The 26,745-nt window shown below is 64.6% G+C and carries 25 protein-coding genes; 12 read left to right on the top strand and 13 right to left on the bottom strand.

Annotation, left to right across the window (positions count from 1 at the left end; all coding sequences use genetic code 11):
* Positions 1-368: 368 nt before the first annotated feature.
* The 3 genes from ACVIIW_RS24375 (at position 369) to ACVIIW_RS24365 (ending at position 3,226) form a co-directional block, all read left to right on the top strand.
* Positions 369-2,105: an ATP-binding protein gene (locus tag ACVIIW_RS24375; protein WP_456703068.1), complete on the top strand. Its 1,737-nt coding sequence runs from the start codon at positions 369-371 to the stop codon at positions 2,103-2,105.
* Between the two features lie 66 nt (positions 2,106-2,171).
* The gene (locus tag ACVIIW_RS24370) at positions 2,172-2,750 is read left to right on the top strand and encodes a peroxidase-related enzyme (RefSeq protein ID WP_456703067.1); all 579 of its coding nucleotides are present in this window, start codon (positions 2,172-2,174) and stop codon (positions 2,748-2,750) included.
* The gene (locus ACVIIW_RS24365) at positions 2,747-3,226 is read left to right on the top strand and encodes an MgtC/SapB family protein (protein ID WP_456703066.1); all 480 of its coding nucleotides are present in this window, start codon (positions 2,747-2,749) and stop codon (positions 3,224-3,226) included. Before ACVIIW_RS24370 ends, ACVIIW_RS24365 begins: the two co-directional genes overlap by 4 nt.
* A gap of 43 nt (positions 3,227-3,269) precedes the next feature.
* Here the strand turns inward: ACVIIW_RS24365 and ACVIIW_RS24360 are convergent, their stop codons facing one another.
* The 4 genes from ACVIIW_RS24360 to ACVIIW_RS24345 form a co-directional block, all read right to left on the bottom strand.
* Positions 3,270-3,467 carry a hypothetical protein gene (locus tag ACVIIW_RS24360; protein WP_456703065.1) on the bottom strand — a complete coding sequence of 66 codons (198 nt, stop codon included), beginning with the start codon at positions 3,465-3,467 and terminating at the stop codon, positions 3,270-3,272.
* 72 nt (positions 3,468-3,539) lie between these two features.
* Entirely contained in the window at positions 3,540-3,773 is a 234-nt protein-coding gene (locus ACVIIW_RS24355) for a DUF6894 family protein (protein WP_456703064.1), read from the bottom strand.
* A 277-nt stretch (positions 3,774-4,050) separates the two neighbouring features.
* A complete protein-coding gene (locus ACVIIW_RS24350; RefSeq protein ID WP_456703063.1) occupies positions 4,051-4,293 on the bottom strand; it encodes a DUF6894 family protein in 243 nt (80 codons plus the stop codon).
* Between the two features lie 8 nt (positions 4,294-4,301).
* Positions 4,302-5,033: a Crp/Fnr family transcriptional regulator gene (locus tag ACVIIW_RS24345; RefSeq protein ID WP_456703062.1), complete on the bottom strand. Its 732-nt coding sequence runs from the start codon at positions 5,031-5,033 to the stop codon at positions 4,302-4,304.
* A gap of 146 nt (positions 5,034-5,179) precedes the next feature.
* On the opposite strand from ACVIIW_RS24345, the gene ACVIIW_RS24340 reads away from it, so the two are divergent.
* A complete protein-coding gene (locus tag ACVIIW_RS24340; RefSeq protein ID WP_456703061.1) occupies positions 5,180-5,383 on the top strand; it encodes a hypothetical protein in 204 nt (67 codons plus the stop codon).
* A gap of 28 nt (positions 5,384-5,411) precedes the next feature.
* Here the strand turns inward: ACVIIW_RS24340 and ACVIIW_RS24335 are convergent, their stop codons facing one another.
* Entirely contained in the window at positions 5,412-5,540 is a 129-nt protein-coding gene (locus ACVIIW_RS24335; RefSeq protein WP_456703060.1) for a hypothetical protein, read from the bottom strand.
* A gap of 13 nt (positions 5,541-5,553) precedes the next feature.
* Between ACVIIW_RS24335 and ACVIIW_RS24330 the strand changes: the two genes are divergently transcribed.
* The gene (locus ACVIIW_RS24330) at positions 5,554-5,721 is read left to right on the top strand and encodes a hypothetical protein (protein WP_456703059.1); all 168 of its coding nucleotides are present in this window, start codon (positions 5,554-5,556) and stop codon (positions 5,719-5,721) included.
* A gap of 179 nt (positions 5,722-5,900) precedes the next feature.
* Here the strand turns inward: ACVIIW_RS24330 and ACVIIW_RS24325 are convergent, their stop codons facing one another.
* A complete protein-coding gene (locus ACVIIW_RS24325; protein ID WP_456703058.1) occupies positions 5,901-6,527 on the bottom strand; it encodes a ParB-like protein in 627 nt (208 codons plus the stop codon).
* Positions 6,528-6,746: 219 nt separating this feature from the next.
* Between ACVIIW_RS24325 and ACVIIW_RS24320 the strand changes: the two genes are divergently transcribed.
* The 6 genes from ACVIIW_RS24320 to ACVIIW_RS24295 all read left to right on the top strand — a co-directional run bounded on the left by ACVIIW_RS24320 (position 6,747) and on the right by ACVIIW_RS24295 (position 11,609).
* On the top strand, positions 6,747-7,091 hold the full coding sequence (locus ACVIIW_RS24320; protein WP_456703057.1) for a hypothetical protein: 345 nt from the start codon (positions 6,747-6,749) through the stop codon (positions 7,089-7,091).
* 221 nt (positions 7,092-7,312) lie between these two features.
* Positions 7,313-7,600, top strand: coding sequence for an acyl carrier protein (locus tag ACVIIW_RS24315; protein ID WP_007592476.1), 288 nt, complete (start codon positions 7,313-7,315; stop codon positions 7,598-7,600).
* A 10-nt stretch (positions 7,601-7,610) separates the two neighbouring features.
* A complete protein-coding gene (locus ACVIIW_RS24310) occupies positions 7,611-8,081 on the top strand; it encodes a 3-hydroxyacyl-ACP dehydratase FabZ family protein (protein ID WP_456703056.1) in 471 nt (156 codons plus the stop codon).
* Positions 8,078-9,283, top strand: coding sequence for a beta-ketoacyl-ACP synthase (locus ACVIIW_RS24305; RefSeq protein ID WP_456703055.1), 1,206 nt, complete (start codon positions 8,078-8,080; stop codon positions 9,281-9,283). The genes ACVIIW_RS24310 and ACVIIW_RS24305 overlap by 4 nt, the downstream gene beginning before the upstream one ends.
* Positions 9,284-9,387: 104 nt before the next feature.
* Complete coding sequence (locus ACVIIW_RS24300) at positions 9,388-10,665, top strand: beta-ketoacyl-ACP synthase (protein WP_456703054.1); 1,278 nt, start codon at positions 9,388-9,390, stop codon at positions 10,663-10,665.
* A gap of 11 nt (positions 10,666-10,676) precedes the next feature.
* Entirely contained in the window at positions 10,677-11,609 is a 933-nt protein-coding gene (locus ACVIIW_RS24295; protein ID WP_456703053.1) for a lipid A biosynthesis lauroyl acyltransferase, read from the top strand.
* Between the two features lie 2 nt (positions 11,610-11,611).
* Here ACVIIW_RS24295 and ACVIIW_RS24290 read toward each other — a convergent pair whose 3' ends face one another.
* The gene (locus ACVIIW_RS24290; RefSeq protein ID WP_456703052.1) at positions 11,612-13,345 is read right to left on the bottom strand and encodes a winged helix-turn-helix domain-containing protein; all 1,734 of its coding nucleotides are present in this window, start codon (positions 13,343-13,345) and stop codon (positions 11,612-11,614) included.
* A 246-nt stretch (positions 13,346-13,591) separates the two neighbouring features.
* On the opposite strand from ACVIIW_RS24290, the gene ACVIIW_RS24285 reads away from it, so the two are divergent.
* Entirely contained in the window at positions 13,592-18,739 is a 5,148-nt protein-coding gene (locus ACVIIW_RS24285; protein ID WP_456703051.1) for a beta strand repeat-containing protein, read from the top strand.
* Positions 18,740-18,954: 215 nt separating this feature from the next.
* On the opposite strand, the gene ACVIIW_RS24280 is transcribed toward ACVIIW_RS24285, so the two are convergent.
* The 6 genes from ACVIIW_RS24280 to ACVIIW_RS24255 form a co-directional block, all read right to left on the bottom strand.
* Positions 18,955-20,067 (bottom strand): polyamine ABC transporter substrate-binding protein, encoded by a 1,113-nt coding sequence (locus tag ACVIIW_RS24280; protein ID WP_456703050.1) that lies wholly within the window; start codon positions 20,065-20,067, stop codon positions 18,955-18,957.
* A 7-nt stretch (positions 20,068-20,074) separates the two neighbouring features.
* The gene (locus ACVIIW_RS24275) at positions 20,075-21,253 is read right to left on the bottom strand and encodes an aminotransferase (protein ID WP_456703049.1); all 1,179 of its coding nucleotides are present in this window, start codon (positions 21,251-21,253) and stop codon (positions 20,075-20,077) included.
* Between the two features lie 7 nt (positions 21,254-21,260).
* A complete protein-coding gene (locus ACVIIW_RS24270; RefSeq protein WP_456703048.1) occupies positions 21,261-21,587 on the bottom strand; it encodes a rhodanese-like domain-containing protein in 327 nt (108 codons plus the stop codon).
* 159 nt (positions 21,588-21,746) lie between these two features.
* Positions 21,747-23,675 carry a potassium transporter Kup gene (locus ACVIIW_RS24265; protein WP_456703047.1) on the bottom strand — a complete coding sequence of 643 codons (1,929 nt, stop codon included), beginning with the start codon at positions 23,673-23,675 and terminating at the stop codon, positions 21,747-21,749.
* A gap of 154 nt (positions 23,676-23,829) precedes the next feature.
* The gene (locus tag ACVIIW_RS24260) at positions 23,830-25,728 is read right to left on the bottom strand and encodes a potassium transporter Kup (protein ID WP_456703046.1); all 1,899 of its coding nucleotides are present in this window, start codon (positions 25,726-25,728) and stop codon (positions 23,830-23,832) included.
* 173 nt (positions 25,729-25,901) lie between these two features.
* Positions 25,902-26,729, bottom strand: a complete 828-nt coding sequence (locus ACVIIW_RS24255) for a flagellar motor protein MotB (protein ID WP_456703045.1) — start codon at positions 26,727-26,729, stop codon at positions 25,902-25,904.
* Positions 26,730-26,745: the final 16 nt, after the last annotated feature.

Below are 26,745 nucleotides of genomic sequence, written 5' to 3'. Positions count from 1 at the left end.
CAATATTCATGGATGCGCCCCAGCGGCACTCCGGCCGCAGGTTCATTTGTACCAATGTACAAATGATTCGGTCCCGTCAACAAATCAACGCGGCCCTTACAGCCTTCGCCCATGCCCGAATGAACAGCCATCGCCCGACACCGAGCGGACTGAGCGAATGGTAAAATTTTCCTTAATTCGATTTAAGGTCAAGAAGCCGGGCAAAGCGACATTTTCCGGCCGATTCCCCTCCCAAATGCATTGCGAACAAATCTATCGACCGAATTGTAGCGGATTTAACAAAGCGCCCGCGCCCGTCGTTTAACCGTTTGTGCAGCGACGTCCCGGCATAGTCGGACAAACAGTCTGACTTTTCGGGTTCATCCATCGTGACATCCTTTGGACGCGTCATTTCGGTACGCGGATCGCTCGCTCGGGTCGGGCTTCTGGCGGAAAGCCGGATGCCGGTCTCGGAAGTTCGGGCCACAGTCGGCCGCTTCGTCAGCATCCGCTGCGCCAGCTCGGTCATCGTCGCCATGATCACCGAGGTGTCCTGCGAGAATTTGTCGAGTCCCGACTACATCGCCATCGCCTCGGTCGACCTGCTCGGCGAAATTCTCAACGCCACCGACAAGCCGAAATTCCAGCGCGGTGTCACCAATTATCCGACCATCGGCGATGCCGTGGACCTGATCACCAGCCAGGAGCTGCGCACGATCTACGCGCCGACCGGTTCGGATCAGATCAATGTCGGTTTCCTCCAGCAGGACCGTTCCGTCGTCGCCTATGTCGACATTGAGGAGATGCTCTCCAAGCATTTCGCGGTCCTGGGATCGACCGGCGTCGGCAAGTCCACGGGCGTGTCGCTGCTGCTCAACGAGATCTTGAAGGCGCGCCCGAACCTGCGCATCTTCCTGCTCGACGTGCACAACGAATATGGCCGCTGCTTCGGCGACCGCGCGCTGGTGCTCAACCCGCGGAACCTGAAGCTGCCGTTCTGGCTGTTCAACTTCGAGGAAATCGTCGACGTACTGTTCGGCGGCCGTGCCGGCGTGCCCGAGGAGCTCGACGTCCTCGCCGAAGTGATCCCGATCGCCAAGGGCATTTACACGCAGTATCAGAGCGCCGACCGCCTCGGCCTGAAGCGAATCGACCCCAAGCAGATCGGCTTCACCGTCGACACGCCGGTGCCGTATCGCCTGGTCGATTTGATCTCGCTGATCGACGAGCGCATGGGCAAGCTGGAAAACCGCTCCTCGCGCATCGTCTATCACAAGCTGATCTCGCGCATCGAGGCGGTCCGCAATGATCCGCGTTATGCCTTCATGTTCGACAACGCCAATGTCGGCGGCGACACCATGGCCGAGGTGATCAGCCATCTGTTCCGCCTGCCCGCCAACGGCAAGCCGATGACGGTGATGCAGCTCGCCGGCTTTCCCGCAGAGGTCATCGATTCCGTCGTGTCGGTGCTGTGCCGCATGGCCTTCGACTTCGGCCTGTGGAGCGACGGCGTTTCGCCGATGTTGTTCGTTTGCGAAGAGGCGCACCGTTACGCCTCCGCCGACCGCAACATCGGTTTCGGACCGACCCGCAAGGCGGTGTCGCGCATCGCCAAGGAAGGCCGCAAATACGGCGTCTATCTCGGCCTGATCACGCAGCGGCCCGCAGAGCTCGACGCGACCATCATCTCCCAGTGCAACACGCTGTTCACGATGCGTCTTGCCAACGACCGCGACCAGGCGCTGCTGCGCGCCGCGGTGTCGGACGCGGCCGCGAACCTCTTGTCCTTCGTGCCCTCGCTCGGCACCCGCGAGGTGCTGGCGTTCGGCGAAGGCGTCGCCCTGCCGACACGCCTGCGGTTCAAGGAAGTGCCCCCCCATCAATTGCCGCGCGGCGAAGCCACCATCTCGAGCGTTCCATCGGTCAGCGCCGGCCACGACATGCATTTCGTCGGCGCCGTCCTCGAGCGCTGGCGCGGTGCCACCTCGCAGCGCGACGTGCCGAACGACCCGGTGTTCGCCGCGCCGCCCGCCAGGTCGCTCGCGCCTGCTGAAACGCCGATGCTGCAGCCCTCGCTGGGGCTCGATCCCGATCGCTTCTCGCTGCTGAAGAAGCCGCTGCGGTAACGGGCAAGTTGAGCACGGCCTCCGCATCGACTATGGTTGCCGGCCCAAAAGCCGGAATCCATGGCCATGACAAAGCCCGTGCAACGCTTCCCCGCACCCGCCATCGACAGCCTGCCTGACGACATCCGCACGCGCCTGCTCACCGTGCAGGAAAAGAGCGGCTTCGTGCCGAACGTATTCCTGACGCTGGCCTACCGGCCCGACGAATTCCGCGCCTTCTTCGCCTATCACGACGCACTGATGGAGAAGGACAGCGGACTCACCAAGGCCGAACGCGAGATGATCGTGGTGGCGACGTCGGCGGCCAACCAGTGCCAGTATTGCGTGATCGCCCATGGCGCGATCCTGCGCATCCGCGCCAGGAATCCTGTGATTGCCGATCAGATCGCGACCAACTATCGCAAGGCCGACATCACGCCGCGGCAGAAGGCGATGCTCGATTTCGCGATGAAGATCTCGACGGACGCGCAGCGGAGCTCGGAGGAGGATTTCGCAGCCCTCGCCCTGCACGGCTTCAGCGACGACGATGTCTGGGACATCGCCGCGATCTCCGCCTTCTTCGCCCTGTCGAATCGACTGGCGAATTTCACCAGCATGCGGCCGAACGACGAATTCTATCTGATGGGGCGCCTGCCGAAAACATGACGGAGCTCGACTGGAGCGAAATCCTGCTGCGCCTCGGCGTCGCAACACTGGCCGGCAGCGCGATCGGTCTCAACCGCGATCTGCACGGCAATCCGATCGGGCTGAAGACGCTCGGCATCGTCGGGCTGTCCACCGCGACCGTGGTGCTGCTGGCGCTGCAACTGGCCGAGCCCGGCAAGGCCGTCGATGCCACCAGCCGGGTCATCCAGGGCATTCTTACCGGCATCGGCTTTCTCGGCGCCGGCGTGATCGTCCACGAGAGCGACCGATTTCGCGTCCGCGGCCTGACCAGTGCCGCCTGCACCTTCCTGGCCGCCTGCCTCGGCATCGTCTGCGGCGCCGGGCAATGGAAGATCGTTGCAGTCGCGCTGGGGCTCGCCTTTACGGTGCTCACGGTCGGCCGCCGCATCGAGCATCAAGTGCACCGAATGCTCGGCGGCAAGAGCGAGCCACACCAGGACCATCGGCAGACGTAGCGGCCCTCTCAGGTGACCGACCGCCCGGCATGCACGTCAGCGTTCAGGACGTATGTCCGTCGAAATGGCCTTCCGCGGGCGTTTTCTTGGCGCGCTGCGGGGTCATCGTGGCGTTATCGGGCTGCCCGGGAACACCGCGCGGTCCGAGCTGCTCACGCTGCAGATCGTCTTCGGAAAATGCCGGCTCGACCCCATTCGGTTCTGTTCGCCGCGTGGCGTGAATGTCGTCTCGTGTGCTCATTCCTCTACTCCTTGTCGCGTCGGGGCAAAAACCGGGTTCCCGTTAGCTCGCGCGATGGGCACCCGGCAGGGGTCACCCGTGGCGCGCACGGACCAAGATCTGGAAGACGCATGCGCCGTCTTCCGTCTGCACGTCAAGCTGCCAGTCATCATCCGGTTGCAGATCACCATCGAGGTCGCGCAGGCTGTCGCCGGCGTACCGGGTCGCCATCTCCCATGCGGCGCGCCGATCCGGAAGCTCCTGACCAACATCGTCGCGATCGTTCAACCGATCGCCGTTCCGGACATTGAAGAAGAATCGCGGCATGACCAATACTCGACGGGGCTCCCCGACGGGTAAAGTAATCCATGTTAATTTCGTTCCTGTCGCCGGCGCATTCGTGCGATCGCAACCAAGTCGAAACGGTAGCCGGATCGTGCCAAGAGCGGACGATCCCGGCTCTTACGCGTACGTGCCGGGACCGCCGCTGAAGGTGCAACCGACCAGTCGGGCGGAAGGCCGATCGCACGGGAATGACGTCGTCCTCGTATCGACGTTCCTATTTTTCGGTTGTTGTCCCCGATCGCGCACAGCGTCGCCCTGGCTACCCGTCGGCCAGCTCTTCGACCTCGAGCGTGATCGAGATCTTCAGGCACGGCGCATGCTCGTCCTCGCGCACGTCCACGACGACATGATCTGCGCTGCCGGTGAGAAACGCCTCGCGCGCGATGGACGCGCCGGTGAGCATCGCTTCCTTGCGGGCGACGCCTACATCCGCCAGATTCTGCCCATCTTCGTCCGCGATCAGGCGGCTGTCCTCGTGGATGTCGAAATGGAAGCGCGGCATCGGGTGCCTCAAAGGGTTGGCGACTGATGCAGGTAACGAACGTCGAAATCCGCTAGTTCCTGGAATTTCCGCTCGTCGAGCACGGTGACGCGGCCGCGATTGAACTCGACGATACCGTCCTGCCGCACCTGCTTGATCACCCTGTTGGCGTGCACCGAGGTGATCCCCAGGGCTTCGCCGACCTGCTCCTGCGTCAACGGCATCTCGAAGCTGTCGCCGTCCACGCGGCCGATGAGCCTGAGGCGTTCGCGCAGCTCGATCATGACGTGTGCGAGGCGCGCCGGCGCGGGACGCTGACCGACATTGACGATCCATTCGCGGAACATGGCGGCATCGATCAGCGTATCGCGCCAAAACATCTCGGCGAGATCAGGGCTGCGGCGATGCAGCTTCTGCAAATCGTCATGCTTGATGAAGCCAAGCGTGGCGGGCGTCAGCGTGGCGAGGTCATGATCCATGACGTGCAGGAACAGGCTCATCAAATCGGGGATCTCGCCGGGGATGTGCAGCGAAAGGATCTGCCGCTTGCCGTTCGCGATCGTCTTGGAGCGCGCGCAAAATCCGTCGGTGATCAGGCAGCAGTTTGTCGCACGCTCGCCATCGCGCACCACCGCCGTCTCTGCGGGGAACTCACGCACCGAGATCGGCAGGGCTTCGATTTCCCTGATGTCCTTGTCCGCGATGGCGGACGAAATGCGCAGTCGCTCGATGAGCGCGGCGCGGATCGCGTCGCTGGGCACTTTGTCTGCCTCCGGTCGCGGAGATGGAACTCACGGCGCAGCAGCGCCGCGGAAGAAAAACCCGCGATCGCGCTGCCCGGTTCCAACAAAAGTTAAGGACGCGGCTTGGCCGCACATGGTGTCGTCGGGGCTCGAAAGGGCAAATCATGACCAACAAGCGCAACCGTACGCGACCGGCCCTGACCCTCCAGGAACGCCTGACCAAATTCACGCAGGATGCCCGCGCCGCGGCCAAGAATCTTCCCGCCGGCACGGAGCGCCGTACGCTGCTGCAGAAGGTGCGCGATGGCGAGGCCGCCGCGGAGATGGAGCGGTTGCTGTCCCCGCCCGGCTTACCAGATCCGAAATGATCGCGCGTATGCCGCTAGTGATTGACCATCAGCGGAAGTGCCGGTGCAAGCGCTCGGCAAACGTCAGTGTCCTGGCCTGCTGGACCGCGGCAAACGAGGCCGAGATTCCCGCTGAAGCAACTGCGAGCAAGGCGATACTGAAAAGCAGACGCCGCATGTGAGCCTCCTGTGTGAGCTCGACTGCCGCAATTAGATGGGCGGCTCCGTTTCAGGACGGTTTCGTCGGCGCGGAAAATGATTTCCTTCAAGCCGCTGTGATCGGATCGAGCTTATCGGGCTGCACGCCGGTCGGTTACGATTTCGCGCATGCGCTGGAGCAGCAATTGTCCCGCGCCTGAATATTGCCAGCGCGCAGCCGGGGCAAAATTCGGCGTCAGGGGTCCCTTGGAAGCCCAGTTCGGAAACCCGGAACTGTGAGACAGCAGCGCCCGCGCCGTCACCGCGCGCAGGATTTCGACCGGGACCGTGTCGCCGACAGGAGCTTCTTTCGGAGCGAAGATGTTTTCCGCGGGACGCCTCAGTCGTCCGACGCCGGGCCGCACCAGCCGGGCAGATAGACCGCGTCCTTGCTCTTGGCCGCGGCGAGCGCTTTCTCGAGCGCCTTGTCGAAATTGGCGTCGACAGCCTTGCGCGTCAGCTTGCGTCGCAGGAAATCGGCCCACAAGAATTCGGAGAACGGCGTGGTGTCCTTGGCGAAGCCGCCCATGCGGCGCAGCTCGCCGGCAAGGCTGCGGTAGGGATCGTCCTTGAGATCGACGACCGATTTCGGCAGATCGCGGAACGGGCGACGCTGGCCCTTGCTGTCGTAGGGATAGACCCAGCGCTTGTTGTCCATCACGCCCCAGAACGCCTCGCGCTCGACCATGCGGAGATCACCGACGACGGTGACCAGCACCTGCTTGATGCCCTCGTCGTGGAGCGCGCGGCCGAGATGGTGGTGGTCGATGACGTAATAGCGCCCGTCAGGTCCGGCGACGACGGGGATCATATGGGTGCCGAGCAGATCGGCCTGCTTCTTCTTGCCGTGTTCGCGCCAGCGCTTGCGCTTCTCCTTGACCTCGCGCATGCCGACCGTCATCTGCGTCGGCCGCAGCGACAGGATCGGCACCGGGTGCACTCTCGGCTCGCGCGCGTTGGTGGTCATGATCGAACGACCTCTCGTCTGGTGGCGTCTGTGGTCCGAGTTCCCGATTATGCCATCGGCCGTGTGGCGGCAACATGGGGTTCGAGACTGGAGGCGCTTTTGTGCCGGCCGTTATTGCAGCGCAGTGGCACGTGGCTGGCAGCGGCGAGAAGATTTTCTCGCACCCCCCGTCGCGCTTATGCTATCTAAAAATCGCTGCTTCGGAGTGACCCTCGTCCCATGAAATCCCAGCGGCCCATAACCTCGGACGGCGAGCACCAGGTGCTCCAGTTCAGGCCGCGAACGACGCGCTCCCCTGTGATCCACGGGGGTGGCGGCATTGTACAGCAGCTGCATGCAGCAGCCCCCGAACCGCTCGACCTGTCCCGTTATGAGCAGCCGCGCGCGGAGCCGGACGATTTCCGCCACCGCATGCTTGCCAATATCGCGGCCTTGGCTTTCACCATCGCCCTCACCGCCATCGGAATCTGGCTCGCCGTCAGCATCGCCGATTTGCGCCGGACTCAGGATTGCGTGCTGATGGGCCGGCGGGATTGCGTCAAGATCACGACCCCGCACATTTAGACCGCCTCCCGGGCGCAGGACACCCCGTGGGCGGAAACCGCCCAAGCCGGCATCCCTGTCCACGGTCCCGTCCGGCTCCATTGAACTCAAGGCGGCGCTCCGATATACGGGCTCTCGACCCGTCCAGAGGGGGTTAGAGGGTGTCATCAGGGGCGCGATGTCCACCCACCGTGCCACTCTGGGATACCTGAAAAATACAGCAATATATCAAAGGCTTAGTGATGTCCTCCACATTCGATCAGGTCGCTACGATCATCGCTGAAACCTGCGACATCCCGCGCGACACGATCACGCCCGACAGCCATGCCATCGATGACCTCGGCATCGACAGCCTCGATTTCCTGGACATCGCCTTCGCGATCGACAAGCAGTTCGGCATCAAGCTGCCGCTCGAAAAGTGGACCCAGGAAGTCAACGACGGCAAGGCCACCACCGAGCAGTATTTCGTGCTGAAGAACCTGTGTGCGCGCATCGACGAGCTGGTTGCCGCCAAGGGCGCAAGCGCCTAATCGGGCGATCATGCAACTCGAATACTTCCACATGATCGATCGCATCGTCGACCTCAAGGTCGACGAGAAGACGATCGTCGTCGAGGCCCAGGTCCCCCGGGAGAGCACCGTCTTCGAAGGGCACTTCCCGGGCTTTCCCCTGATGCCCGGCGTGCTGCTGATCGAATCGATGGCGCAGGCCTCGGGCTTTCTGCTGCTTGGCCTCCTGAAGTTCGAGCGCATGCCGATCCTCGCCGCCGTGAAGGAAGCCAAGGTGCGCGGCTCGGTGTATCCGGGCGACCTCATGACCCTCCAGGCGAGCCTCGTCCACGAGGGCTCGGGCTATGCGATGACCGAGGCCAAGATCCGGGTTGGAGGCAAGCTGCGCGCGAATTCGACGCTCACCTTCACGCTGATTCCCTTCCCCAATCCGGATATGCGCGGATACATGGACGCTGTCGCCAAGCGCGTCGGTTTTCCGCAACAGGCCGTCTCGCCATGAATGACACAGCTTCGAAGCCGGGCCAGACGGAAGTCTGGATCACCGGTATTGGTCTCGCCACCTCGCTCGGCGAAGGGCTCGATGCCAACTGGGCCGCGCTCCAGGAGAAGCGCATCAACGTCGACGAGAAGGGCTTCGCACCTTTCATCGTGCATCCGCTGCTGCCTGTCACCTTCGACAGCCAGATCCCGAAGAAGGGCGATCAGCGCCAGATGGAAGCCTGGCAGCGCATCGGCGTCTATGCCGCGGGCCTCGCGCTCGACTCGGCGGGCATCAAGGGCAACAAGGATATCCTCTCGAAAATCGACATGGTCGTGGCCGCCGGTGGCGGCGAGCGCGATCTCAACGTCGACACCGGCGTGCTCACCGCCGAGGCCAAGGGCGCCAACGCGCCGGGCTTCCTCAACGAGCGGCTGATGAGCGATCTCAGGCCGACGCTGTTTCTGGCCCAGCTCTCCAATCTGCTCGCCGGCAACATCGCCATCGTCAACGGTCTCGGCGGCACCTCGCGCACCTTCATGGGCGAAGAGGTTGCGGGTGCCGACGCCGCGCGCATCGCGCTGTCGCGCATCGCCTCGGGCGAGAGCGATATTGCGCTGGTCGGCGGCTCGCATAATGGCGAGCGCAAGGACCTCATGGTCCTCTACGAATTCGGCGACTTCAACCTGAAGGACAAGTTCGCCCCCGTCTGGGCGCGCAAGGATCACGCCGGCTTCGCGCTCGGCTCGGCCGGTGCCTTCCTCGTGCTGGAATCCAGGGCGCATGCGGAAGCGCGCGGCGCGAAACCGTACGCCAAGCTGTCGAGCGTGGTGACCGATCTCGCCCGGCGCAAGCAGTCCGGCGACATGGAAGCGACGCTGGAGAAGCTCTGGGACAAGCTGCCCAAGCGCGCCGGCAAGGGTGCGATCATCTCGGGCGCGACAGGCGCAGAGCCCGCCACGTCCGAGGAACGCGACTTCCTGAAGAAGCACGCCGACTTCCCGGTGCGCGCGACCGGCACGATGTTCGGCCACACCATGGAAACGCAATTTCCGCTCGGCATTGCGCTCGCCGCGCTCTCGATCTCGCGCGGCGCGCTGTTCCCGCCGAACGATTCGACCGGGACCGAGATTGAAATGCAGTCGGCGCCCACCCAGATTGTCGTGGTGGGAGCCGGACACTGGCGCGGCGAAGGCATGGCGCTGGTCGAGGCTGTAAGCTAAAGCGCGCCGCGCTTTAGCCGGTTGTTGTTTCGAGCATGATCTTACCGGGAAACCGCGTCACGGTTTTCCGGATCATGTTCCAGCTCTATCGGGGGACGATCGACATGACTGCACCACGCGACAAACTCGGGCGTCCCGTCGTCGTCGTCACCGGCATGGGCATCATGACCTCGCTCGGTGCCGGCAAGGCCGACAATTGGTCGAAGCTCGTTGCCGGCGAATCCGGCATCCGCACCATCACGCGCTTTCCGGTCGACGGGCTCAAGACCACGATGGCCGGCACCGTCGATTTCGTCAGCGTCGATCCGTTCTCCTCCACCGGCCTGTCCGAACGCATGGCCGAGCTGGTCACGCAGGAAGCGCTGGAGCAGGCCGGCATCGGCGCCAAGGCCGATTTCCCCGGCCCGCTCTTCCTCGCGGTTGCGCCTGTTGAAGTCGAGTGGCCGCAGCGCCGCGAGCTCGGCCGCGCCGTCGGCGCGCCCGACTTCACCTATGACGATTTGCTGCGCATCTCCGGCGGCGGCAAGTACAGCGCCTATCACCACCGCTTCATGTTCGGCTCGGTCGCCGCTCACCTCGCCGAGACCTTCGGCACCAAGGGCTCGCCGATCTCGCTGTCGACGGCCTGCGCGTCGGGCGCGACCTCGATCCAGCTCGGCGTCGAGGCGATCCGCCGCGGCGAGACCGATGCGGCGCTGTGCGTCGCGACCGACGGCACCGTCAATCCGGAGGCGCTGGTGCGCTTCTCGCTGCTCTCGGCGCTGTCGACCCAGAACGATCCGCCGCAGGCGGCCTCCCGCCCCTTCTCCAAGAACCGCGACGGCTTCGTCATGGCCGAAGGCGCCGGTGCCCTGGTGCTGGAAAGCTATGAAGCCGCGACCGCGCGCGGCGCAAAAATCCTCGGTGTGATTGCCGGCTGCGGCGAGCTCACGGACTCGTTCCATCGCACCCGCTCCTCGCCCGACGGCAAGCCGATCATCGGCTGCATGAACAAGACGCTGGCCGATGCCGGCATGACCCCCGATCAGATCGACCACATCAACGCGCACGGCACGGCGACGCCCGAGAACGACAAGATGGAGTTCAACACGACCTCGGCCGTGTTCGGCGATCTCGCGCAGAAGATTCCGGTCACCTCGAACAAGTCGATGGTCGGCCACACCATCTCGGCCGCCGGCGCGGTCGAGGCGATCTTCTCGCTGCTCACCCTCGAGCATCAGCGCATCCCGCCGACCATCAACTACGAGACGCCGGATCCCACGATCCTGTTCAACGTGGTCGGCAACAAGGCGCGCGACGCCCGCGTCACCGCGGTGATGTCGAACTCGTTCGGCTTCGGCGGCCAGAACGCCTCGCTGATCCTGACCCGCGAACCGGCCTGACCGGACGCAGCATGGCGCTGATTCCCATCAGCACGAAGATTCGCGCGCGGAACGCAGCCAAGTCGATCGGCGGAGGCCTGATCGGCGCCGCCACCGTCGGCATGCTGCGCACCACGCGCTATTTCGATCCGATCAAGACATCGGACTTTTTCGCGCGCGTCACCAAGGCCATCGGCCCGCGGCTGCGCGAGCATCGCATCGGCCGCGCCAATCTCACCGCGGCCTTTCCCGAGAAGTCGCCGGACGAGATCGAAGAGATCCTGATGGGCGTGTGGGACAATCTCGGCCGCGTCGGCGCCGAGTTCGCCCATATCGATCATGTCTGGGATTACGATCGCGCGCATCCGGAGCGCAGCCGAATCGAGCTGTCGCCGCGGACCATCGAGCTGTACGACCGCATCAGGGACGACGGCAAGCCGGCCCTGATCTTCGCCGCGCATCTGGCCAATTGGGAATTGCCTGCGCTCGCGGCCCCCGCGCACGGCCTCGACGCCGCGATCCTCTACCGCCGGCCGAACATTGCCTCCGCCGACCGCATCATCCAGCAGATGCGCCAGGTCAACATGGGCACGCTGATCCCCGCGGGCCGCGACGCACCCTTACGGCTCGGACAGGCGCTGAGGGACGGCAAGCACGTTGCCATCCTGATCGACCAGTACCTGACCGGCGGCGTCGAGGTCACCTTCTTCGGCCGCAAGACCCGCGCCAACCCGACGCTGGCGCGCCTGTTGCGCCAGGTCGAGTGCCCCATCCACGGCGTGCGCGTCATCCGCCTTCCCGGCTTCCGCTTCCGCACCGAGCTCACGGAAGAGATCCCGCCGGTGCGCGACGCCGAAGGCAAGATCGACATCCAGGGCACGACCCAGGCCGTCACCGACGTGGTGGAAGGCTGGGTGCGCGAATATCCCGAGCAGTGGCTCTGGCTGCATCGCAGGTGGCGGTAGGCCTACTGCTCCGGCAATCCTGCGTCGACCTCGGCCTGCACGACCCGCTCCCAGGCTGCGACGCACACCGGGCTGACGTTCTTCATCGGCGGCCAGACGCTTTGTCCGTTCGTGCCGGGCCGCAAGCGCAGCCCCTCCGCGATCGCCGCTTTCGCCTCCCCGCTGCGACCCAGTCTCTGGTAGGTGGCGGCGAGAAGAAAGTGCGAGCGGCCGGTTGCCGGCGTGATCGCGATCGAACGCTGCAGCCACGGCAGCGCCTCCTCGTAGCGCCCCATCAAGGCATTCGCGGTGCCTGCGCCGAGCAGCCAGGTCCAGCGCGAGGCCTGCGGCGTGTCGTAGCGATCGGCCTGCTCAAACGTCGCGAGCGCATCGTCGAAGCGGCCGAGAAAGATCTGCCCGAGCCCGATCAAATAGAGCGCGGACCCGTTCCACGGATCGAAGCTCAAGGCCTTGGCACAAGTGACGAGACTTTCCACGAAATGGTTGGTCGCGCTGAGGAAGCGACAACGCGCTTCAAGCACCGGAATCGAATTCGGCCTCGATCGCAACGCCTGCTCGAGCGTCGCGTTGGCCCTGGCCTCGACTGCAACGGCCTCCTCCGGGCTGAACCAGACCATCTGGATGCCGCGCATCTGCAGCGAGGCGAGCGCGACGGCAAGATCGACATTGTCTGGATCCTCGCTGATCGCCTTCTGCAGCATGGCCTGCGCCGCACCGAAACGCTCGCGCGTGGTCTGGTTGATCGAGGCGAGCGCCTGCTCGACCGCCACCTTGTCGCCGCTCGCCGATGATTTGCGGCGTGCGGATGACGATGCGCTCGGCTCCAGGATTTCATTCAGGCCGCTCGCGAGCACATGGCCGACGCCCGCAGCAAGCCGGGCCTGCGCAAGCCGCGCGTCCGCCTCGTCAGCACTGATCGACGCCGCCGCAACCGATTGAACTTCGCCGGTGCCCGCCTTGATGATCCGCGCCCGCAGCGTCCAGGATTCACCGCCGAGTTGCAGCTCGCCCCGCAGTTCGTACTCCGATGACGCAGCCGGTGCGGTGCTCTCGCTGCCCGCGACCGCCGCCAATCGTGGCGCCACCACGCTGATGTTCTGGATCTTGGCAAAACCATCCGTGAGGCGGCCGGTCACTTCCGCTGCCATCGCCACGCCCCGGGGATCGTTGCTGGCATCAACGATCGGCAGCACCGCGACGCGCGGCGGCGTCCGCTTGAACAGCAGGTCCGGCTTCAGCACGGGCGCGGCCACCGCGAGCCCCATGACGATCACGCCGAGCCCCGCCACGGCGGCGGCGACGGCACGACGGCTCAAACCGAAGATGGCACGCTGCGGTCGCACGGGCTGCGTGGCGACCAAGGCGGGCCGGCCGCGCTCGCCCGCCTCGGTTGCAGCCGACGGCGTCGCCTCTGCCTGCGCCGTGGCATCAGGCGTGTCCACGACCTCCGCCGCCAGCAGGTAGCCGCCGCCGGAGGCCAGCTTGATCAGCTGCCGCCGCTCGTCTCCGAGCGCGGTGCGAAGCTCGCGGATGCACTGGAACAGACTGTCCTCACCGACATGGACGTACGGCCAGACCGCCTCCATCAGCTCCTGCTTGCTCAGCACCCGCCCGCCGCTTCTCGCGAACAAGCGCAGCATCTCGAAGGTCTTGGGCCGGAGCTTGATCGGCGTGCCATCGGCCCCGCGCAGCTCCGCGCGCTGCAGGTCCAGCTCGAAGCCGGCGAAACGAAGCAAATGATCCCCCAAAGCAACTCTCCCGGCCGGGTCGTATAGCGGAAGTCTGCCGAAAATGCCCAAAGATCGGGTCTGAAATGGAAATATCAGAAACTTTCAGAAACTAGCCAACGCCTTATCAGGACGCCACCCCCGCCCGATGCGATGAATCCAACCGTGGACTCGCGATCGTATGCCCGGGGGAAGTTAGTGCGGACGGGGAAAAATTATTTCAAAGCAGCCCGCAGCTTGCGGGCACTCTTTTTAGTGTCGACGGCCTTAGCGTTGCTATCGACGCTGCCGGCGCTGGCGCAAAGCACCGGCGCCAATGGTGCGGGTGGCGGGAACGGGTCAAGTTCGGCAGCAGGCGGGGGTGGCGCGGCAGGTCTCGGCGGCGACGGCTCGACAACTGGCACGAACGGCGGCAACGGCACCGGGCCCGGCGGCAATGGCTCCGCCGGCAGCGGCGGCGGCTCGGATCAGGGCGGCGGGGGTGGCCAGGGCTACAGCTTTGGGTCGGGCGGCGGCGGCGGCGGCGCAGGCGGCGCCGGGCTGACCGTAAGCTCGGACTTGACCAACAATGCCGCGATCACGGGCGGCAACGGCGGCAACGGTGGCTTTGGGGCCTCGCCCTTCTTCCCGTCCTATGCCTTTGGGGCCGGCGGCGGTGGTGGCGGCGGCGGGTCGGGCGTCATCGCCACGACGGCTAGCCATCTCGTCAATACCGGCACGATCGCCGGCGGCGATGCCGGCGGCGGTGGTTCGAGTTACGGTCCGGGCGTCCCCTTTCCGTCGTCTCCCGCAGATGGCATCGGCGGGCGCGGCGGCAACGGCGTGACCGCGACGGCTTCCGCCGGGCTGACGATCACCAATTCGGGCTCGATCAAGGGCGGTGGCGGCGGCACAGATTTCCAGAACGTCAATATCTCCTCCAGGCCGCAGGCCGGCGGTTACGGAATCGTCGGCCAGAACCTGACGATCGTGAACAGCGGCACGATCGCCGGCGGTGAGGAGGGTGGCGCCAACCACAGCCCCTTTGGCGGCGGGACCGGCGTGCTGTCGTCCGCCATCGTCATCACCGGTGGCGTCAACAGCATCACTGCGCTCGCCGGCAGCAACATCGGCGCGATCGAGCTCTTCGGCGCCACGACCATGGCAGGCGCTTTCAACAGCACGGTCCAGGTCAATGGCGGCGTCACCATGTCGGTGACAGGGGCGACGGCGGCGAATGACGCAACCGGCATCACGAGTCTGACGAACTACGGCACCATCGCCATCGGCGCCGGCCGCACGCTGAGCGCCCAGACGATCACCAACTATGCCAGCACGATCAGCATCGGCGCCGGGGCGAGGTTGCAAGGCGTCGGCAACACGCTCAACAACGGCGCGGTCATCGATGTCGGCGCCGGCGGTGCCATTGCCGACGCCGGTGCAGTGAACAATCTTGGCGGCGGCACGATCAATTTCAACGGTCCAGGCGGAACGGCGACGCTGTCTTCGGGAACGAACAGCATCGTCAATGACGGCAACATCAACGTGCTCGGCGGCAACGTCGCCGTCACAGGCGACATCACAAACCAGAACAGCGGCGTGTTGAAGCTGGCCGGCGGCAACATGGCCGGAATTGGCACGCTCACCAACAATTCGACGTCGGCGTCAGCCGTTATTGTCGCCTCCGGCATGACACTCAGCGCCACCGCCATCGCCAACAATGCCGGCACCTTCACCAACAACGGCACGGTGACGACGACCGGCGGCACCACGAACGGAAGTGCGGCAACCTTCACCACCACCGGGATCGTGAATGGCGGCCTTAACAACAGTGGCACCGTGAATGCGGCGGGCGCGGTCGACGACGGCATCGTCAACCAGAATACGGGCTCATTCACGGTGACCGGCGCGCTGACGAGCAACAGCACTTTCACCAACAACGACACGGCAACGCTCGCGGTCTCCGGCGGCAATTTCACCGGCATCACCACTTTCACCAACAATTCGACGTCAGCCTCGGCCGTCAACGTCTCCTCTGCCAGGACGCTCAGCGCCACCACGATCGCCAACAACGCCGGCACCTTCGTCAACAGCGGCACGGTGACGACCACCGGCGGTATCACCAACAGCGCCACCTTCACCACCACCGGGACCGTCAATGGCGGTCTTACCAACAGCGGCACCGTGAATGCGGCGGGCGCGGTCAATGACGGCATTGTCAACCAGAGCACGGGCACATTCACGGTGACCGGCTCACTCACGACCAACAGCACATTCACCAACAGCGGCACGGCAACCTTTGCGGTCTCCGGTGGCAATTTCACCGGCATCACCACCCTCACCAACAATTCGACGTCAGCCTCGGCCGTTATTGTCTCCTCGGGCATGACACTCGGCGCCACCACCATCGCCAACAATGCCGGCACCTTCGTCAACAGCGGCACGGTGACGACCACGGGCGGCACCACCAACAGCGCCACGTTCACTACCACCGGCACCGTCAACGGCGGCCTTGCCAATACCGGCACCGTGAACGTCACCGGCGCGATCAACGACCGCGTTGCCAACCAAGGCACCGGCTCGTTCACGGTGTCCGGCGCGCTCACGTCCAACAGCACCTTCACCAACAGCGGCGCGGCAACGCTGGCGGTCTCCGGCGGCGATTTCACCGGCATCACCACTCTCGGCAACAATTCGACCTCAGCGTCGGCCGTTATTGTCTCCTCAGGCAGGACGCTCGGCGCCACCGCCATCGCCAACAACGCCGGTACCTTCACCAACAGCGGCACGGTGACGACCACGGGCGGCACCACCAACAGCGCCACGTTCACCACCACCGGCACCGTCAACGGCGGCCTTACTAATACCGGCATCGTGAATGCCGCCGGCGCGACCAACGACGGCATTGCCAACCAGGGCACCGGCTCGTTCACGGTGGCCGGCGCGCTCTCGTCCAACAGCAACTTCACCAACAGCGGCACGGCGACGCTTGCGGTCTCCGGCGGCAATTTCAGCGGCATAACCACTCTCGCCAATAATTCGACCTCAGCGTCGGCCGTTATTGTCTCCTCAGGCAGAACGCTCGGCGCCACTGCCATCGCCAACAATGCCGGCGTCTTCACTAACGACGGCACGGTGACGACGACCGGCGGCACCACCAACGCAGGAATCTTCCTCAACAACGCCGCTGGCATCGTCAGCGGGCTTTTCACCACCACCGGAACCACCAACAATGCAGGCCGGCTCAACGGCGGCGTGAACGTCCTTGGCGGCACGCTGACGACCACCAACACTATTGCGGGAGGCCTCACCAACACCGCCACCGTCAACGCCAATGGCGGCGCGATCAACGGCGACATCGCCAACAATGCCAACGGCGTGTTCAACGTCGGCGGCATCCTGATGAGCGACTCCGCCTTTGCCAACGCCCATGGCGCGACGCTGGCGATCAACGCGAACGGCGACTACACCATTCAGGGTCTTCTGACCAATAGCGGCGCGATCATGGTCGCCAGTACCGGACAGTTGACGGCGACGGCCAGCGGCATCGTCAACAATTCATCCGGCACGATCGTGGTTTCCGCGGGCGGCAGCATCAGCGACACCCTCGACAACGCCGGCAGCGTGACCAACAGCGGCACGTACACCGCAGACGTCGTCCGCAACACCGGCACCGTCACCAACAACGCGGTGTGGACCGGCACGGTTGCGAACGCCGGCAGCTTCATCAACAACGCCGGCGGCACGGTATCCGGCCTCATCACCAACAGCGGCGCCGTCACCAATTCAGGCACGCTGAGCGGCGGCCTGACCAACAATTCGGGCACCGCCACCAACTCGGGTTCGATCCTGGGAACGACCACGGTGAACGGCGGCATCCTCACCGGCACGGGTTCGACGGCGACGCTGAACGTCAACAGCGGTGGCACTTATGCGCCCGGCACCACCCCAGGCACCTCGGCGTCCGTCACCGGCAGCCTCGCGCTCGCCTCCGGCGCGATTTATCTGGTTCAGATCAACCCCTCGACCGCCTCGTTCGCCAGCGTCACGGGCACCGCGACGCTGTCTGGCGCCACCGCGACCGCGGTCTATGCCAGCGGCAGCTACGTCGCCAAGAAATATACCATTCTGAAGGCGGGCGCGATCAGCGGCACGTTCGGCTCGCTCGTCAACACCAACCTGCCGTCGAACTTTCATAGCGAACTGAGCTACGACAGCACGCACGCCTATCTGAACCTGACCCTGACCTTCGTTGCGCCATCGGGCGGCAGCCCGAGCGGCAACCAGCAGAATGTCGGCAACGCCATCATCGATTTTTTCAACCGCACCGGCGGCATCTCGCTGGTCTATAGCGGCCTCACGGCGCAAGGCCTGACACAGGCCTCCGGCGAGACCGCAGCAGGCTCTCAGCAAACGACGTTCCAGGCCATGGGCCAGTTCATGGGCTTGCTCACCGATCCCTCGGGCGCCGGCCGCGAGAGCGGCGCATCCTCGCCGCCGGCCTATGCCGAAACCGCGCCGGCCGCCGCCGCGCGCGACGCCTTCGCGATGCTGCCGCCGGCCAACACCTTCGAGCAGCGCTGGAACGTGTGGGCTACGGGCTTCGGAGGATCGCAGACGACGGACGGCAACATCGCGCAGGGCACGAACAGCGCGACCAGCCACCTGTTCGGCACCGCCGTAGGCACCGAATACGCCTTCTCGCCACAGACGCTGGCCGGCTTTGCGCTCGCCGGTGGCGGCACCAGCTTCTCCGTGGTGGGTGGCGGCACCGGACGCTCCGACCTGTTCCAGGCTGGCGCTTATGTTCGCCACAGCAACGGTCCGGGCTACATCTCGGCGGCGCTCGCCTATGGCTGGCAGGACGTCACCACCGATCGCACGGTCACGCTTGCCGGCGTCGATCATCTGCGCGCGGAGTTCAACGCCAATGCCTGGAGCGGCCGTCTCGAAGGCGGCTATCGCCTCATTGCGCCGTGGCTCGGCGGCGTCGGCGTGACTCCCTACGCCGCGGGCCAGTTCACGACGTTCAATCTGCCGGGCTATGCGGAGTCCGTCGTCTCAGGCGGAGGCCCGTTCGCGCTGAGCTATGCGGCTAAGAGCGTGACCGACACGCGCAGCGAGCTCGGCCTGCGCACCGACAAATCCTTCGGCCTTGCGAACGGCATCCTCACCCTGCGCGGTCGCGCAGCCTGGGCGCACGACTTCAATCCGGATCACTCGGTCGCCGCGACGTTCCAGGCCCTTCCCGGCGCGAGCTACGTCGTCAGCGGCGCCCGACCGGCAGCCGAGGCCGCCCTTACCACCGCCTCCGCGGAAATGAAGTGGCTAAACGGCTGGTCGGCCGCGGCAAGTTTCGAAGGCGAATTCTCGAGCGTGACGCGCTCTTACGCCGGCAAGGGCACGGTGCGGTATGAGTGGTAAGCAGTGCGCTGCGCTCGCGATGCTTCGTGCGGAGAGCGGCGTCTGGACATGATGGGCAGGATGCCATCATGCCGGTGTTTTGCCCGACGTGTCAAATGACCGGAGAGCCTGACGCGGCGCGCTCGGTCGGCGGTTCACGCCGCGGTCCTACTGTGCATGGGGTTGTTTTGCGGATTTGAGTCGTCGGATCGGTGTCGCCACCGATCGCGGCCCCTCTACCGCCCCGTCTTCACCTTGGTCCAGAGCCGGTTGATGATGCGCTGGGTGGCGGGATCGCGGGCGGTGATGACGAACAGTTTTGCGAGCGTCGCGTCGTCCGGATAGATGTTCTTGTCGTTCAGAATTTTCGGATCGACCAGCTTCTGGCTGGCGAGGTTGCCGTTGGCGTAGGACAGGAAGTCCGAGTTCCTGGCGGCGACGTCGGGGCGGTAGAGATAGTTGATCAGCTCGTAGGCTTCGTTGACGTTCTTGGCATCCGCGGGGATCGCGAGATTGTCGAAGAACATCTGCGCCCCCTCCTTCGGAATGGCATAGCCGATCTCGATGCCGCTTTTGGCTTCCGCCGCCCGTGCACGGGCCTGCATGATGTCGCCGGACCAGCCGACCACGAAGCAGATCTCACCGGTCGCGAGTGCGCTCAAGTATTCGGAGGAGTGAAACTTGCGCACGAAGGGACGGACCTTTGCGACGACATCGGCGGCCTTCTCCAGATCAGCCTGCTTGGTCGAATTCGGATCGAGCCCGAGAAAGTTCAGCGCCGCCGGAAAGATGTCGTCGGCGGAATCGAGCATATGCACGCCGCAGTCCTTGAACCTGGCGAGGTTCTCCGGCTTGAAGACGATGTCCCAGCTGTCGATCTTGGCGTCGGGCCCGAGGATCTGCTTCACCTTGGCGACGTTGTAGCCGATGCCCGTCGTTCCCCACATGTAGTTCGCGGCAAACGCGTTGCCGGGATCATAGGTCGCGAGATTCTTCGTTACCATCGGCCAGGCGTTGGCGAGGTTCGGCAGCTTCGACTTGTCGAGCTTCTGGAAGATGTTCGCCTTGATCTGGCGTTGCAGGAAATAAGCCGTGGGCACCACGAGGTCGTAGCCGGACTTGCCGGCCATCAGCCGCGTCTCCAGCGTCTCGTTGGCATCGAAGGTGTCGTAGACCACCTTGATGCCGGTTTCCTTGGTGAAGTCCTCCAGGACTCCCGGTGCCACGTAGTTCGACCAGTTGTAGAAGTTGACGACCCGCTCCTCGGCCCCGGCGGGAGGCGAAAGCAATGTCAGCGCCGCGGCGATTGCAAAACCCAGGCGAAACCGGGAGCGGCTGACGTTCGTCATCTCAGGTCTACCTCTTCCGTCCGCGTATCGCGTCCGACAGCCGCTCCAGTGCGGTGTCGAGCGTCTGGTCCTTCTTGGCGAAGCAGAAGCGCACCACCGAGGTCACCGGGTCCTGCTCGTAGAACGCCGAGACCGGAATCGCGGCGACCTTGTAGTCTTTCACGATCCGCCAGCAGAACTCGGCATCGCTCTCGTTGAGCCCGAGCGGCGACAGGTCGACGGTGAGGAAGTAGGTGCCTTGCGACTTCAGCACGGGGAAGCCGAGGCTCTCCAGCCCCTTGGTCAGGCGGTCCCTGCTCCGCGTGAGGTCCTTCCGCATCGACAGGAAGTACTCATCGGGCTTGCCGAGGCCGTAGGCGACGGCGGTCTGAAGGTTCGGCGCGGTGGTGAAGGTCAGGAACTGGTGCACCTTGGCGGCGACCCGCAACAGCTGTGGCGCCGCGCACACGAAGCCGATCTTCCAGCCGGTCAGCGAAAAGATCTTTCCCGCCGAGCCGACCTTGATGGTGCGCCCGCGCATGCCGGGGATGGTGATCAGTGGGATGTGCTTGTGCGCGTCGAAGGTGACGTGCTCCCAGACCTCGTCGCAGATCGCGATGACGTCGAACTCCTGGCAGTAGCGTGCGAGCAGCTCGAGATCCTCCCGCGGATAGACCACCGCGCTAGGATTCAAGGGGTTGTTGAACAGCACTGCCTTGGTCTTTGAATTGAAGACGCTTTTCAGCATGCCCTCATTCAATCGCCAGCCCGGCGGTTCGAGCCGCACCAGGCGCGGAATGCCGCCGGCCTGGCGGATGATCGGCAGATAGGAGTCATAGACCGGCTGGAAGCAGACCACCTCGTCGCCGGGCTGCACCACCGACAGGATCGCCGAGGTCAGCGCCTCGGTCCCGCCCGATGTCACCATCACCTCGCTCATCGGATCGAGCTTGAGGTTGTGCCAATGATCATAATGGGTCGCGATGGCCTGGCGCAGTTCCGGGATGCCCATCATCGACGGATACTGGTTGTAGCCGTTGAGCGAGGCGTCGGCCGCGGCGCGCCTGATATCCTCGGGGCCGGGATCATCGGGGAAGCCCTGGCCGAGATTGATGGCGTTGTTGTCGCGCGCGGCCTGCGACATCGCTTCGAAGATGGTGACAGGAAGGTCGGCGAAGACCCTGTTCAGCGAAGTGCTCTTGGTCATCGCGGGATTAGCCACCAACCTTGCTGGGAAGCCCCGCCGCTTTCCAGCCGAGCATGCCGCCGGCCAGATGCTTGTCGTAAGGCAGCCCCGCGGCTTGCGCTGCGAGCGAGGCGGTGACGGACCGCTTGCCGGAACGGCAGGCGAACACGACCTCCTTGCCGGCGGGATCGGGGATCGCCGCGGGATCGAAAGTCGAGAGCGGCACGACGACACCGTAGGGATAGGCCTCGGCCTCGACTTCGTTCGGCTCGCGGACGTCGACGAGCAGATAGCGGCCCTCTGCGACACCCTTGGAAACTTCCTCGGGGGTCATATCCTGTACTTGATTTGCCACATCATCCTCCAACGTCCAGGGCGCGCTCGCCGGGCGATCCCGGCCGGCGGCAACCTCGCCTCTCGGCACGCGAAAATCAAGCGCCACAAAGGCTTGAGCTGCCTTGCGCAAGTTAAAGCTAAATCGCAGCGACTTGAAGTGCGGCTTTGGTTCGCCGGCCTAGATCGTCACTTGCGTGCCGACCTCGACGACACGGCCGGACGGTATCTGGAAATAGTCGGTGGCATCGTTGGCGGAGCGGCTGAGCGAGATGAACAGCCGGTCCTGCCAGCGCGGCATCCCCGAATGGGCAGCAGGCTTGAGCGCCCTGCGCGACAGGAAGAACGAGGTCGACATGATGTCGAACTGCCAGCCGAGCTTGCGGGCGATTGCCAGTGCCCTCGGCACATTGGGCGATTCCATGAAGCCGAACTTCAGCGTCACCTTGGAGAAGGTCGGGCTAATCGCCTCCAGCTTCACCCGCTCGGCCGGATCGATGCGCGGGGTCTGCGCGGTCTCGATGGTGAGAATGACGTTCTTCTCGTGAAGCACCTTGTAGTGTTTCAGACTATGCATCAGCGCGGTCGGCGCGCTCAGGGGGTCGCTGGTCAGGAACACGGCCGTGCCGGGCACCCGCTGCGGCGGCCGCTTTTCCAGCATCGCCACGAGGTCGGCAAGCGGGAACTCGAGCTTGCGCGACTTCTCGAACAAGAGCCGGCTGCCGCGCCGCCACGTGTACATCATGATGATCATGAGGGAGCCGAGCGCGAGCGGCACCCAGCCACCCTCGAACACCTTGAGCAGGTTCGCGGCGAGGAAGGTCAGGTCGAGGAACAGGAACGGCGCGATCAGGGCTGCCGCGGCGAAGGGTGACCATCGCCACACCTTCCATATCACCACAAAGCCCATCAATGCCGTGACCACCATGGTCCCGGTGACGGAGATACCGTAGGCGGAGGCCAGCGCGCTCGAGGAGCGGAACAGCAGCACCATCATGATCACGGCGACCAGCAGCAGCTGATTGATCCGCGGGATGAAGATCTGGCCGGAATGGGCTTCAGAGGTATGGCGAATTTCGAAGCGGGGCAGCAGCCCGAGTTGGATCGCCTGCCGCGTCAGCGAATAGGCGCCGGTGATGACGGCCTGGCTCGCAATGACGGTGGCGGCGGTAGCCAGCACGACGACGCTGCCCCGAATAAGACCTTGCGGAAACAACTGGAAGAACGGGCTCTCGATCGCGCTGGGATCGCCGAGCACGAGAGCACCCTGCCCCAGATAGTTCAGGGCCAGCGACGGCAGCACGATGAACAGCCAGGCGGTCTGGATCGGCCGTTTGCCGAAATGGCCGAGGTCGGCATACAGCGCCTCGGCGCCGGTCACCGCCAGGAAGACGGCGCCGAGCGTCACGAAGCCGATGATGCCGTGGTGAAGCATGAACGAGACGGCATAGAGCGGGTTCAGCGCGAACAGCACCTGCGGCTGAGCGATGATCGGATGGACCGCGGCGACCGCGATCACCGCAAACCAGACGCACATCACGGGGCCGAAGAACGTCGCAACGCGGGCGGTGCCGCGCGATTGCACGGCGAACAAGACGATCAGGATCACCACGGTCAGCGGAACGATGTAGGGCTCGAACCGCAGCGTGACGTCCTTCATGCCTTCGAGGGCCGACAGCACCGAGACCGCCGGGGTGATCACGGCATCGCCGTAGAACAGGGCCCCGGAGATGATGCCGAGCAGAACGATGGTCGCCCCGCGGGTGCCGACCGCGCGCTGGGCCAATGCCATCAGTGCCAGCGTACCGCCCTCGCCGTTATTGTCTGCGCGCAACAGGATGACGACGTATTTGAGCGTGACCACGACGATCAGCGCCCACAGGATCAGGGAGACAACGCCGAGAACAGCGGCGGACGTCGGCGCGCCCTCGGCGCCGGAAGCCGCCATCACGGCCTCACGGAACGCGTAGAGCGGGCTGGTGCCGATATCGCCATAGACGACGCCTATGCTGCCGAGCGTCAGCGCGCCGAAACCGGCGGTGGTGTGGGCGTCGCCATGCCCATTGGCCGCCGCCGTTTCCGGGGCGGGAACTGCTACGTCACTCGTCATGGGAGAGCCTGGTGGCCTCTAAAAATGCTTCACTGCACAACGGCGCAGGAGCGCGCGGCTTATAGTCCTGCGCTGATGGCATAGCCTAGCCCGTTTTCGGGCCTGTGGCATGCGAAAACGGCATAGGTTCGCCCGTTGCGTTCCCATGGACCCCTCAAATGGTGACCTGGGTTCCGACTTCAACCACACGCCCCGTCGGAATTTGGAAGTAGTCAGTTGCATCGTTAGCAGACCTGCTGAGAGCAATGAAAAGGTGATCCTGCCACAACGGCATGCCGGACTGCGCCGACGCCTTCAGCGAGCGCCGCGACACGAAGAACGAGGTCGACATGATGTCGAACTGCCAGCCCTGCTTGCGCGCGATCGCGAGCGCCTTGGGCACGTTCGGCTGTTCCATGAAGCCGAAGCGCAGGCGGACCTTGGAGAACTTTTCGCTGATCTTCTCCATCTTGAAGCGTTCTGAGAGATCGACCCTCGGCGTGTGCGCGGTTTCGATGGTCAGGATCACATTGTGCTCGTGCAGCACCTTGTTGTGCTTGAGATTGTGCAACAGCGCCGTCGGGACGAAGGCGGGGTCGCTGGTCAGAAACACTGCCGTGCCTTTGACGATGTGCGGCGGGCGCTTCTCCAGGCTGCGGATCAGATCGTCGAGTGGCACTTCGATCCGGCGCGTCTTCTGGATCAGAATCCCCGAGCCGCGTCGCCAGGTCCAGATCGTCCCCGCCATGGCCGCGCCGAACAACAGCGGCACCCAGGCACCTTCGAGCAACTTCAGCAGATTGGCGCTGAAGAAGGTCATGTCGACCATGACGAAGGGCAGGATCACGGCTGCAGCGGTCGCGGCCTTCCAGTTCCACAATTTCCAGATGACGACGAAGCCCATGATCCCGTCGGCGACCATCGTCGTGGAGACCGCGATGCCGTAGGCCGAAGCGAGATTGCTGGGCGTGTGGAACAACAGCACCAGCAGCATCACGCCGATCAGCAACAGCCGGTTGACGCGCGGCAGATAGATCTGGCCGGCATGCGTCTCGGAGGTGTAGCGCACCTCGAAGCGCGGCAAGAGGCCGAGCTGCACCGCCTGGTAGACCAGCGAATAAGCGCCGGTGATCACCGCCTGACTCGCGATCACGGTGGCTGCCGTTGCAAGCCCCACAAGCGGCAGCACCAGATGCTCGGGCACCATGCGATAGAACGAGTGCTCAATTGCGCTTGGATCGGACAGCACCAGAGCGCCCTGCCCGAAATAATTGATCAGCAGCGAGGGCAGGACGAAGAACATCCAGGCCGACTGGATGGGCTTGCGGCCGAAATGGCCGAGATCGGCATAGAGCGCTTCGCCACCGGTCACGGCGAGAAACACGGCGCCGAGCGTCACCAGGCCGATGGTGCCGTGCGACAGCAGGAACCGCAGCGCATAGTAAGGATTGATCGCGGCCAGCACCGACGGATCGTCGGCGATGTGAATGACGCCCAGCAGCGCGAGACACGTGAACCAGACCACCATCACCGGCCCGAACGCCGAGGCCACCATCGCAGTCCCCTTGCTCTGGACCGCGAACAGCAGCACGAGAATCAGCACCGTGAGCGGCACGACATAATGCTCGAACGCCGGCGTCGCGAGCTTGAGGCCGTCGACCGCCGACAGCACCGAGATCGCCGGCGTGATCATGGAGTCGCCGATGAACATGGAGGCGCCGACCACGCCGAGCGCGAGCAGGAACCAGCTCCGTCGCCCCAGCGCGCGCTGGCCCAGCGCCATCAGCGAGAGCGTGCCACCCTCCCCGTTATTGTCGGCGCGCAGCAGCAGCAGCACGTATTTGGCGGTGACGACGATCAGCAGGGCCCACAGAATCAGCGAGAGCACGCCGAGCACCATGATCCGCGTCACCGCCTCGCCGTGAGCCGCTCCCCGAACCGCTTCGTGGAATGCGTAGAGCGGCGAGGTGCCGATGTCGCCGAAGACAACGCCGATGCTCCCGAGCGTGAGGGACCAAAAGCCCGAAGTGACCGGCCCGTCCCGGGTCTCGGTCGATGTGATGCTCGCCGTCATGAGAGGGGAAAACGCTTCGTCCCTGGAATTGATCCGGCGCCTATTGACGCTTCCGGGGCGCCTGTCAATCGACCCGCCACCATAGCAGGAGTCTCCGCGGATGCTGTAACGGCACGGCCACGCTCTCCGCCCTCGCGACTGACGGTCCTAGGTAAAATGGTAGCGCAAGAGGTTTAGGGCTTCAAGTTCGGCGGCAGCGGCGGATCTTCACGCATCAAGGTGATGGTCACGCGGCGGTTCGCGGCGAGTGACGGATCGTCAGGGAACAGAGGCTGGGTGTCCGCCTTGCCGGAGACGGCAAAAATGTGCGACGGCGGCAGGCCCTCACGCTCGAGGATCTGGCGGACCGCGTTGGCGCGGTCGGCCGACAGATCGAAGGCGCCGTAGTCGCTGCGGGTCGGCACGAAACCGGCCGCAGTATGTCCGGCGATGGAGACGCGTAAGGGGGTCGCCTTGAGCGGGATCGCAAGCTTCTCGATCAGGCGGCGGGTACGATCGTAGGGGAGCTTGGAGCCGTCAGCGAACATCGAGCGGCCGTCCTGGTCCACGATCTCCAGATTCAGCCCCTGCTTGGTCTCCTCGAACATGATGTGCTTGGACATCTCGGTCAGCTCCGGCATGTCCTGCAACGCCTGGCGCAGCGAGGCGGCGGCGAGCGCAAAATTGCGATCGACCTTCAGCTTTGCGCCCGAGGTGCGGTCGCGGTCCTCCTGGTCCGGTGTCGGTGTGTTCGACGATTCCTCGGGCTGGATGTGGTCGACGTTTTTCAGCCGCGCGCGGGTCGGCAGGCCGTCGGATTCGATGATGCCGGCATAGCGGGCTTCACTCTGGACGCCGAAGGCCTCGCGCATGGAGCCCGCGACGATCTTCAGCTTGTTGGCATCCTGGGTCGAGAACGCGACCAGCATCACGAAAAACGCCAGCAGCAAGGCCATCAGGTCGGCGAACGTCACGAACCAGCCATGGCCGCCGTGTGCTTCCTCGCGCTTTTTCTTCGCCATGGCTCGGATCCCGAGT

The sequence above is a fragment of the Bradyrhizobium sp. USDA 4449 genome (assembly GCF_054056275.1).
The sequence above is the reverse complement of the archived record's forward strand: the minus strand, read 5'-3'. Positions and strand labels throughout refer to the sequence as shown.

Excerpts from the sequence above, each read along its gene's own strand:
- ACVIIW_RS24370 (WP_456703067.1), top strand. The coding sequence starts at position 2,172 with ATGACAAAGCCCGTGCAACGCTTCCCCGCACCCGCCATCGACAGCCTG.
- ACVIIW_RS24365 (WP_456703066.1), top strand. The coding sequence starts at position 2,747 with ATGACGGAGCTCGACTGGAGCGAAATCCTGCTGCGCCTCGGCGTCGCA.
- ACVIIW_RS24360 (WP_456703065.1), bottom strand. The coding sequence starts at position 3,467 with ATGAGCACACGAGACGACATTCACGCCACGCGGCGAACAGAACCGAAT.
- ACVIIW_RS24355 (WP_456703064.1), bottom strand. The coding sequence starts at position 3,773 with ATGCCGCGATTCTTCTTCAATGTCCGGAACGGCGATCGGTTGAACGAT.
- ACVIIW_RS24350 (WP_456703063.1), bottom strand. The coding sequence starts at position 4,293 with ATGCCGCGCTTCCATTTCGACATCCACGAGGACAGCCGCCTGATCGCG.
- ACVIIW_RS24340 (WP_456703061.1), top strand. The coding sequence starts at position 5,180 with ATGACCAACAAGCGCAACCGTACGCGACCGGCCCTGACCCTCCAGGAA.
- ACVIIW_RS24335 (WP_456703060.1), bottom strand. The coding sequence starts at position 5,540 with ATGCGGCGTCTGCTTTTCAGTATCGCCTTGCTCGCAGTTGCTTCAGCG.
- ACVIIW_RS24325 (WP_456703058.1), bottom strand. The coding sequence starts at position 6,527 with ATGACCACCAACGCGCGCGAGCCGAGAGTGCACCCGGTGCCGATCCTG.
- ACVIIW_RS24320 (WP_456703057.1), top strand. The coding sequence starts at position 6,747 with ATGAAATCCCAGCGGCCCATAACCTCGGACGGCGAGCACCAGGTGCTC.
- ACVIIW_RS24315 (WP_007592476.1), top strand. The coding sequence starts at position 7,313 with ATGTCCTCCACATTCGATCAGGTCGCTACGATCATCGCTGAAACCTGC.
- ACVIIW_RS24310 (WP_456703056.1), top strand. The coding sequence starts at position 7,611 with ATGCAACTCGAATACTTCCACATGATCGATCGCATCGTCGACCTCAAG.
- ACVIIW_RS24305 (WP_456703055.1), top strand. The coding sequence starts at position 8,078 with ATGAATGACACAGCTTCGAAGCCGGGCCAGACGGAAGTCTGGATCACC.
- ACVIIW_RS24300 (WP_456703054.1), top strand. The coding sequence starts at position 9,388 with ATGACTGCACCACGCGACAAACTCGGGCGTCCCGTCGTCGTCGTCACC.
- ACVIIW_RS24295 (WP_456703053.1), top strand. The coding sequence starts at position 10,677 with ATGGCGCTGATTCCCATCAGCACGAAGATTCGCGCGCGGAACGCAGCC.
- ACVIIW_RS24280 (WP_456703050.1), bottom strand. The coding sequence starts at position 20,067 with ATGACGAACGTCAGCCGCTCCCGGTTTCGCCTGGGTTTTGCAATCGCC.
- ACVIIW_RS24275 (WP_456703049.1), bottom strand. The coding sequence starts at position 21,253 with ATGACCAAGAGCACTTCGCTGAACAGGGTCTTCGCCGACCTTCCTGTC.
- ACVIIW_RS24265 (WP_456703047.1), bottom strand. The coding sequence starts at position 23,675 with ATGACGAGTGACGTAGCAGTTCCCGCCCCGGAAACGGCGGCGGCCAAT.
- ACVIIW_RS24260 (WP_456703046.1), bottom strand. The coding sequence starts at position 25,728 with ATGACGGCGAGCATCACATCGACCGAGACCCGGGACGGGCCGGTCACT.
- ACVIIW_RS24255 (WP_456703045.1), bottom strand. The coding sequence starts at position 26,729 with ATGGCGAAGAAAAAGCGCGAGGAAGCACACGGCGGCCATGGCTGGTTC.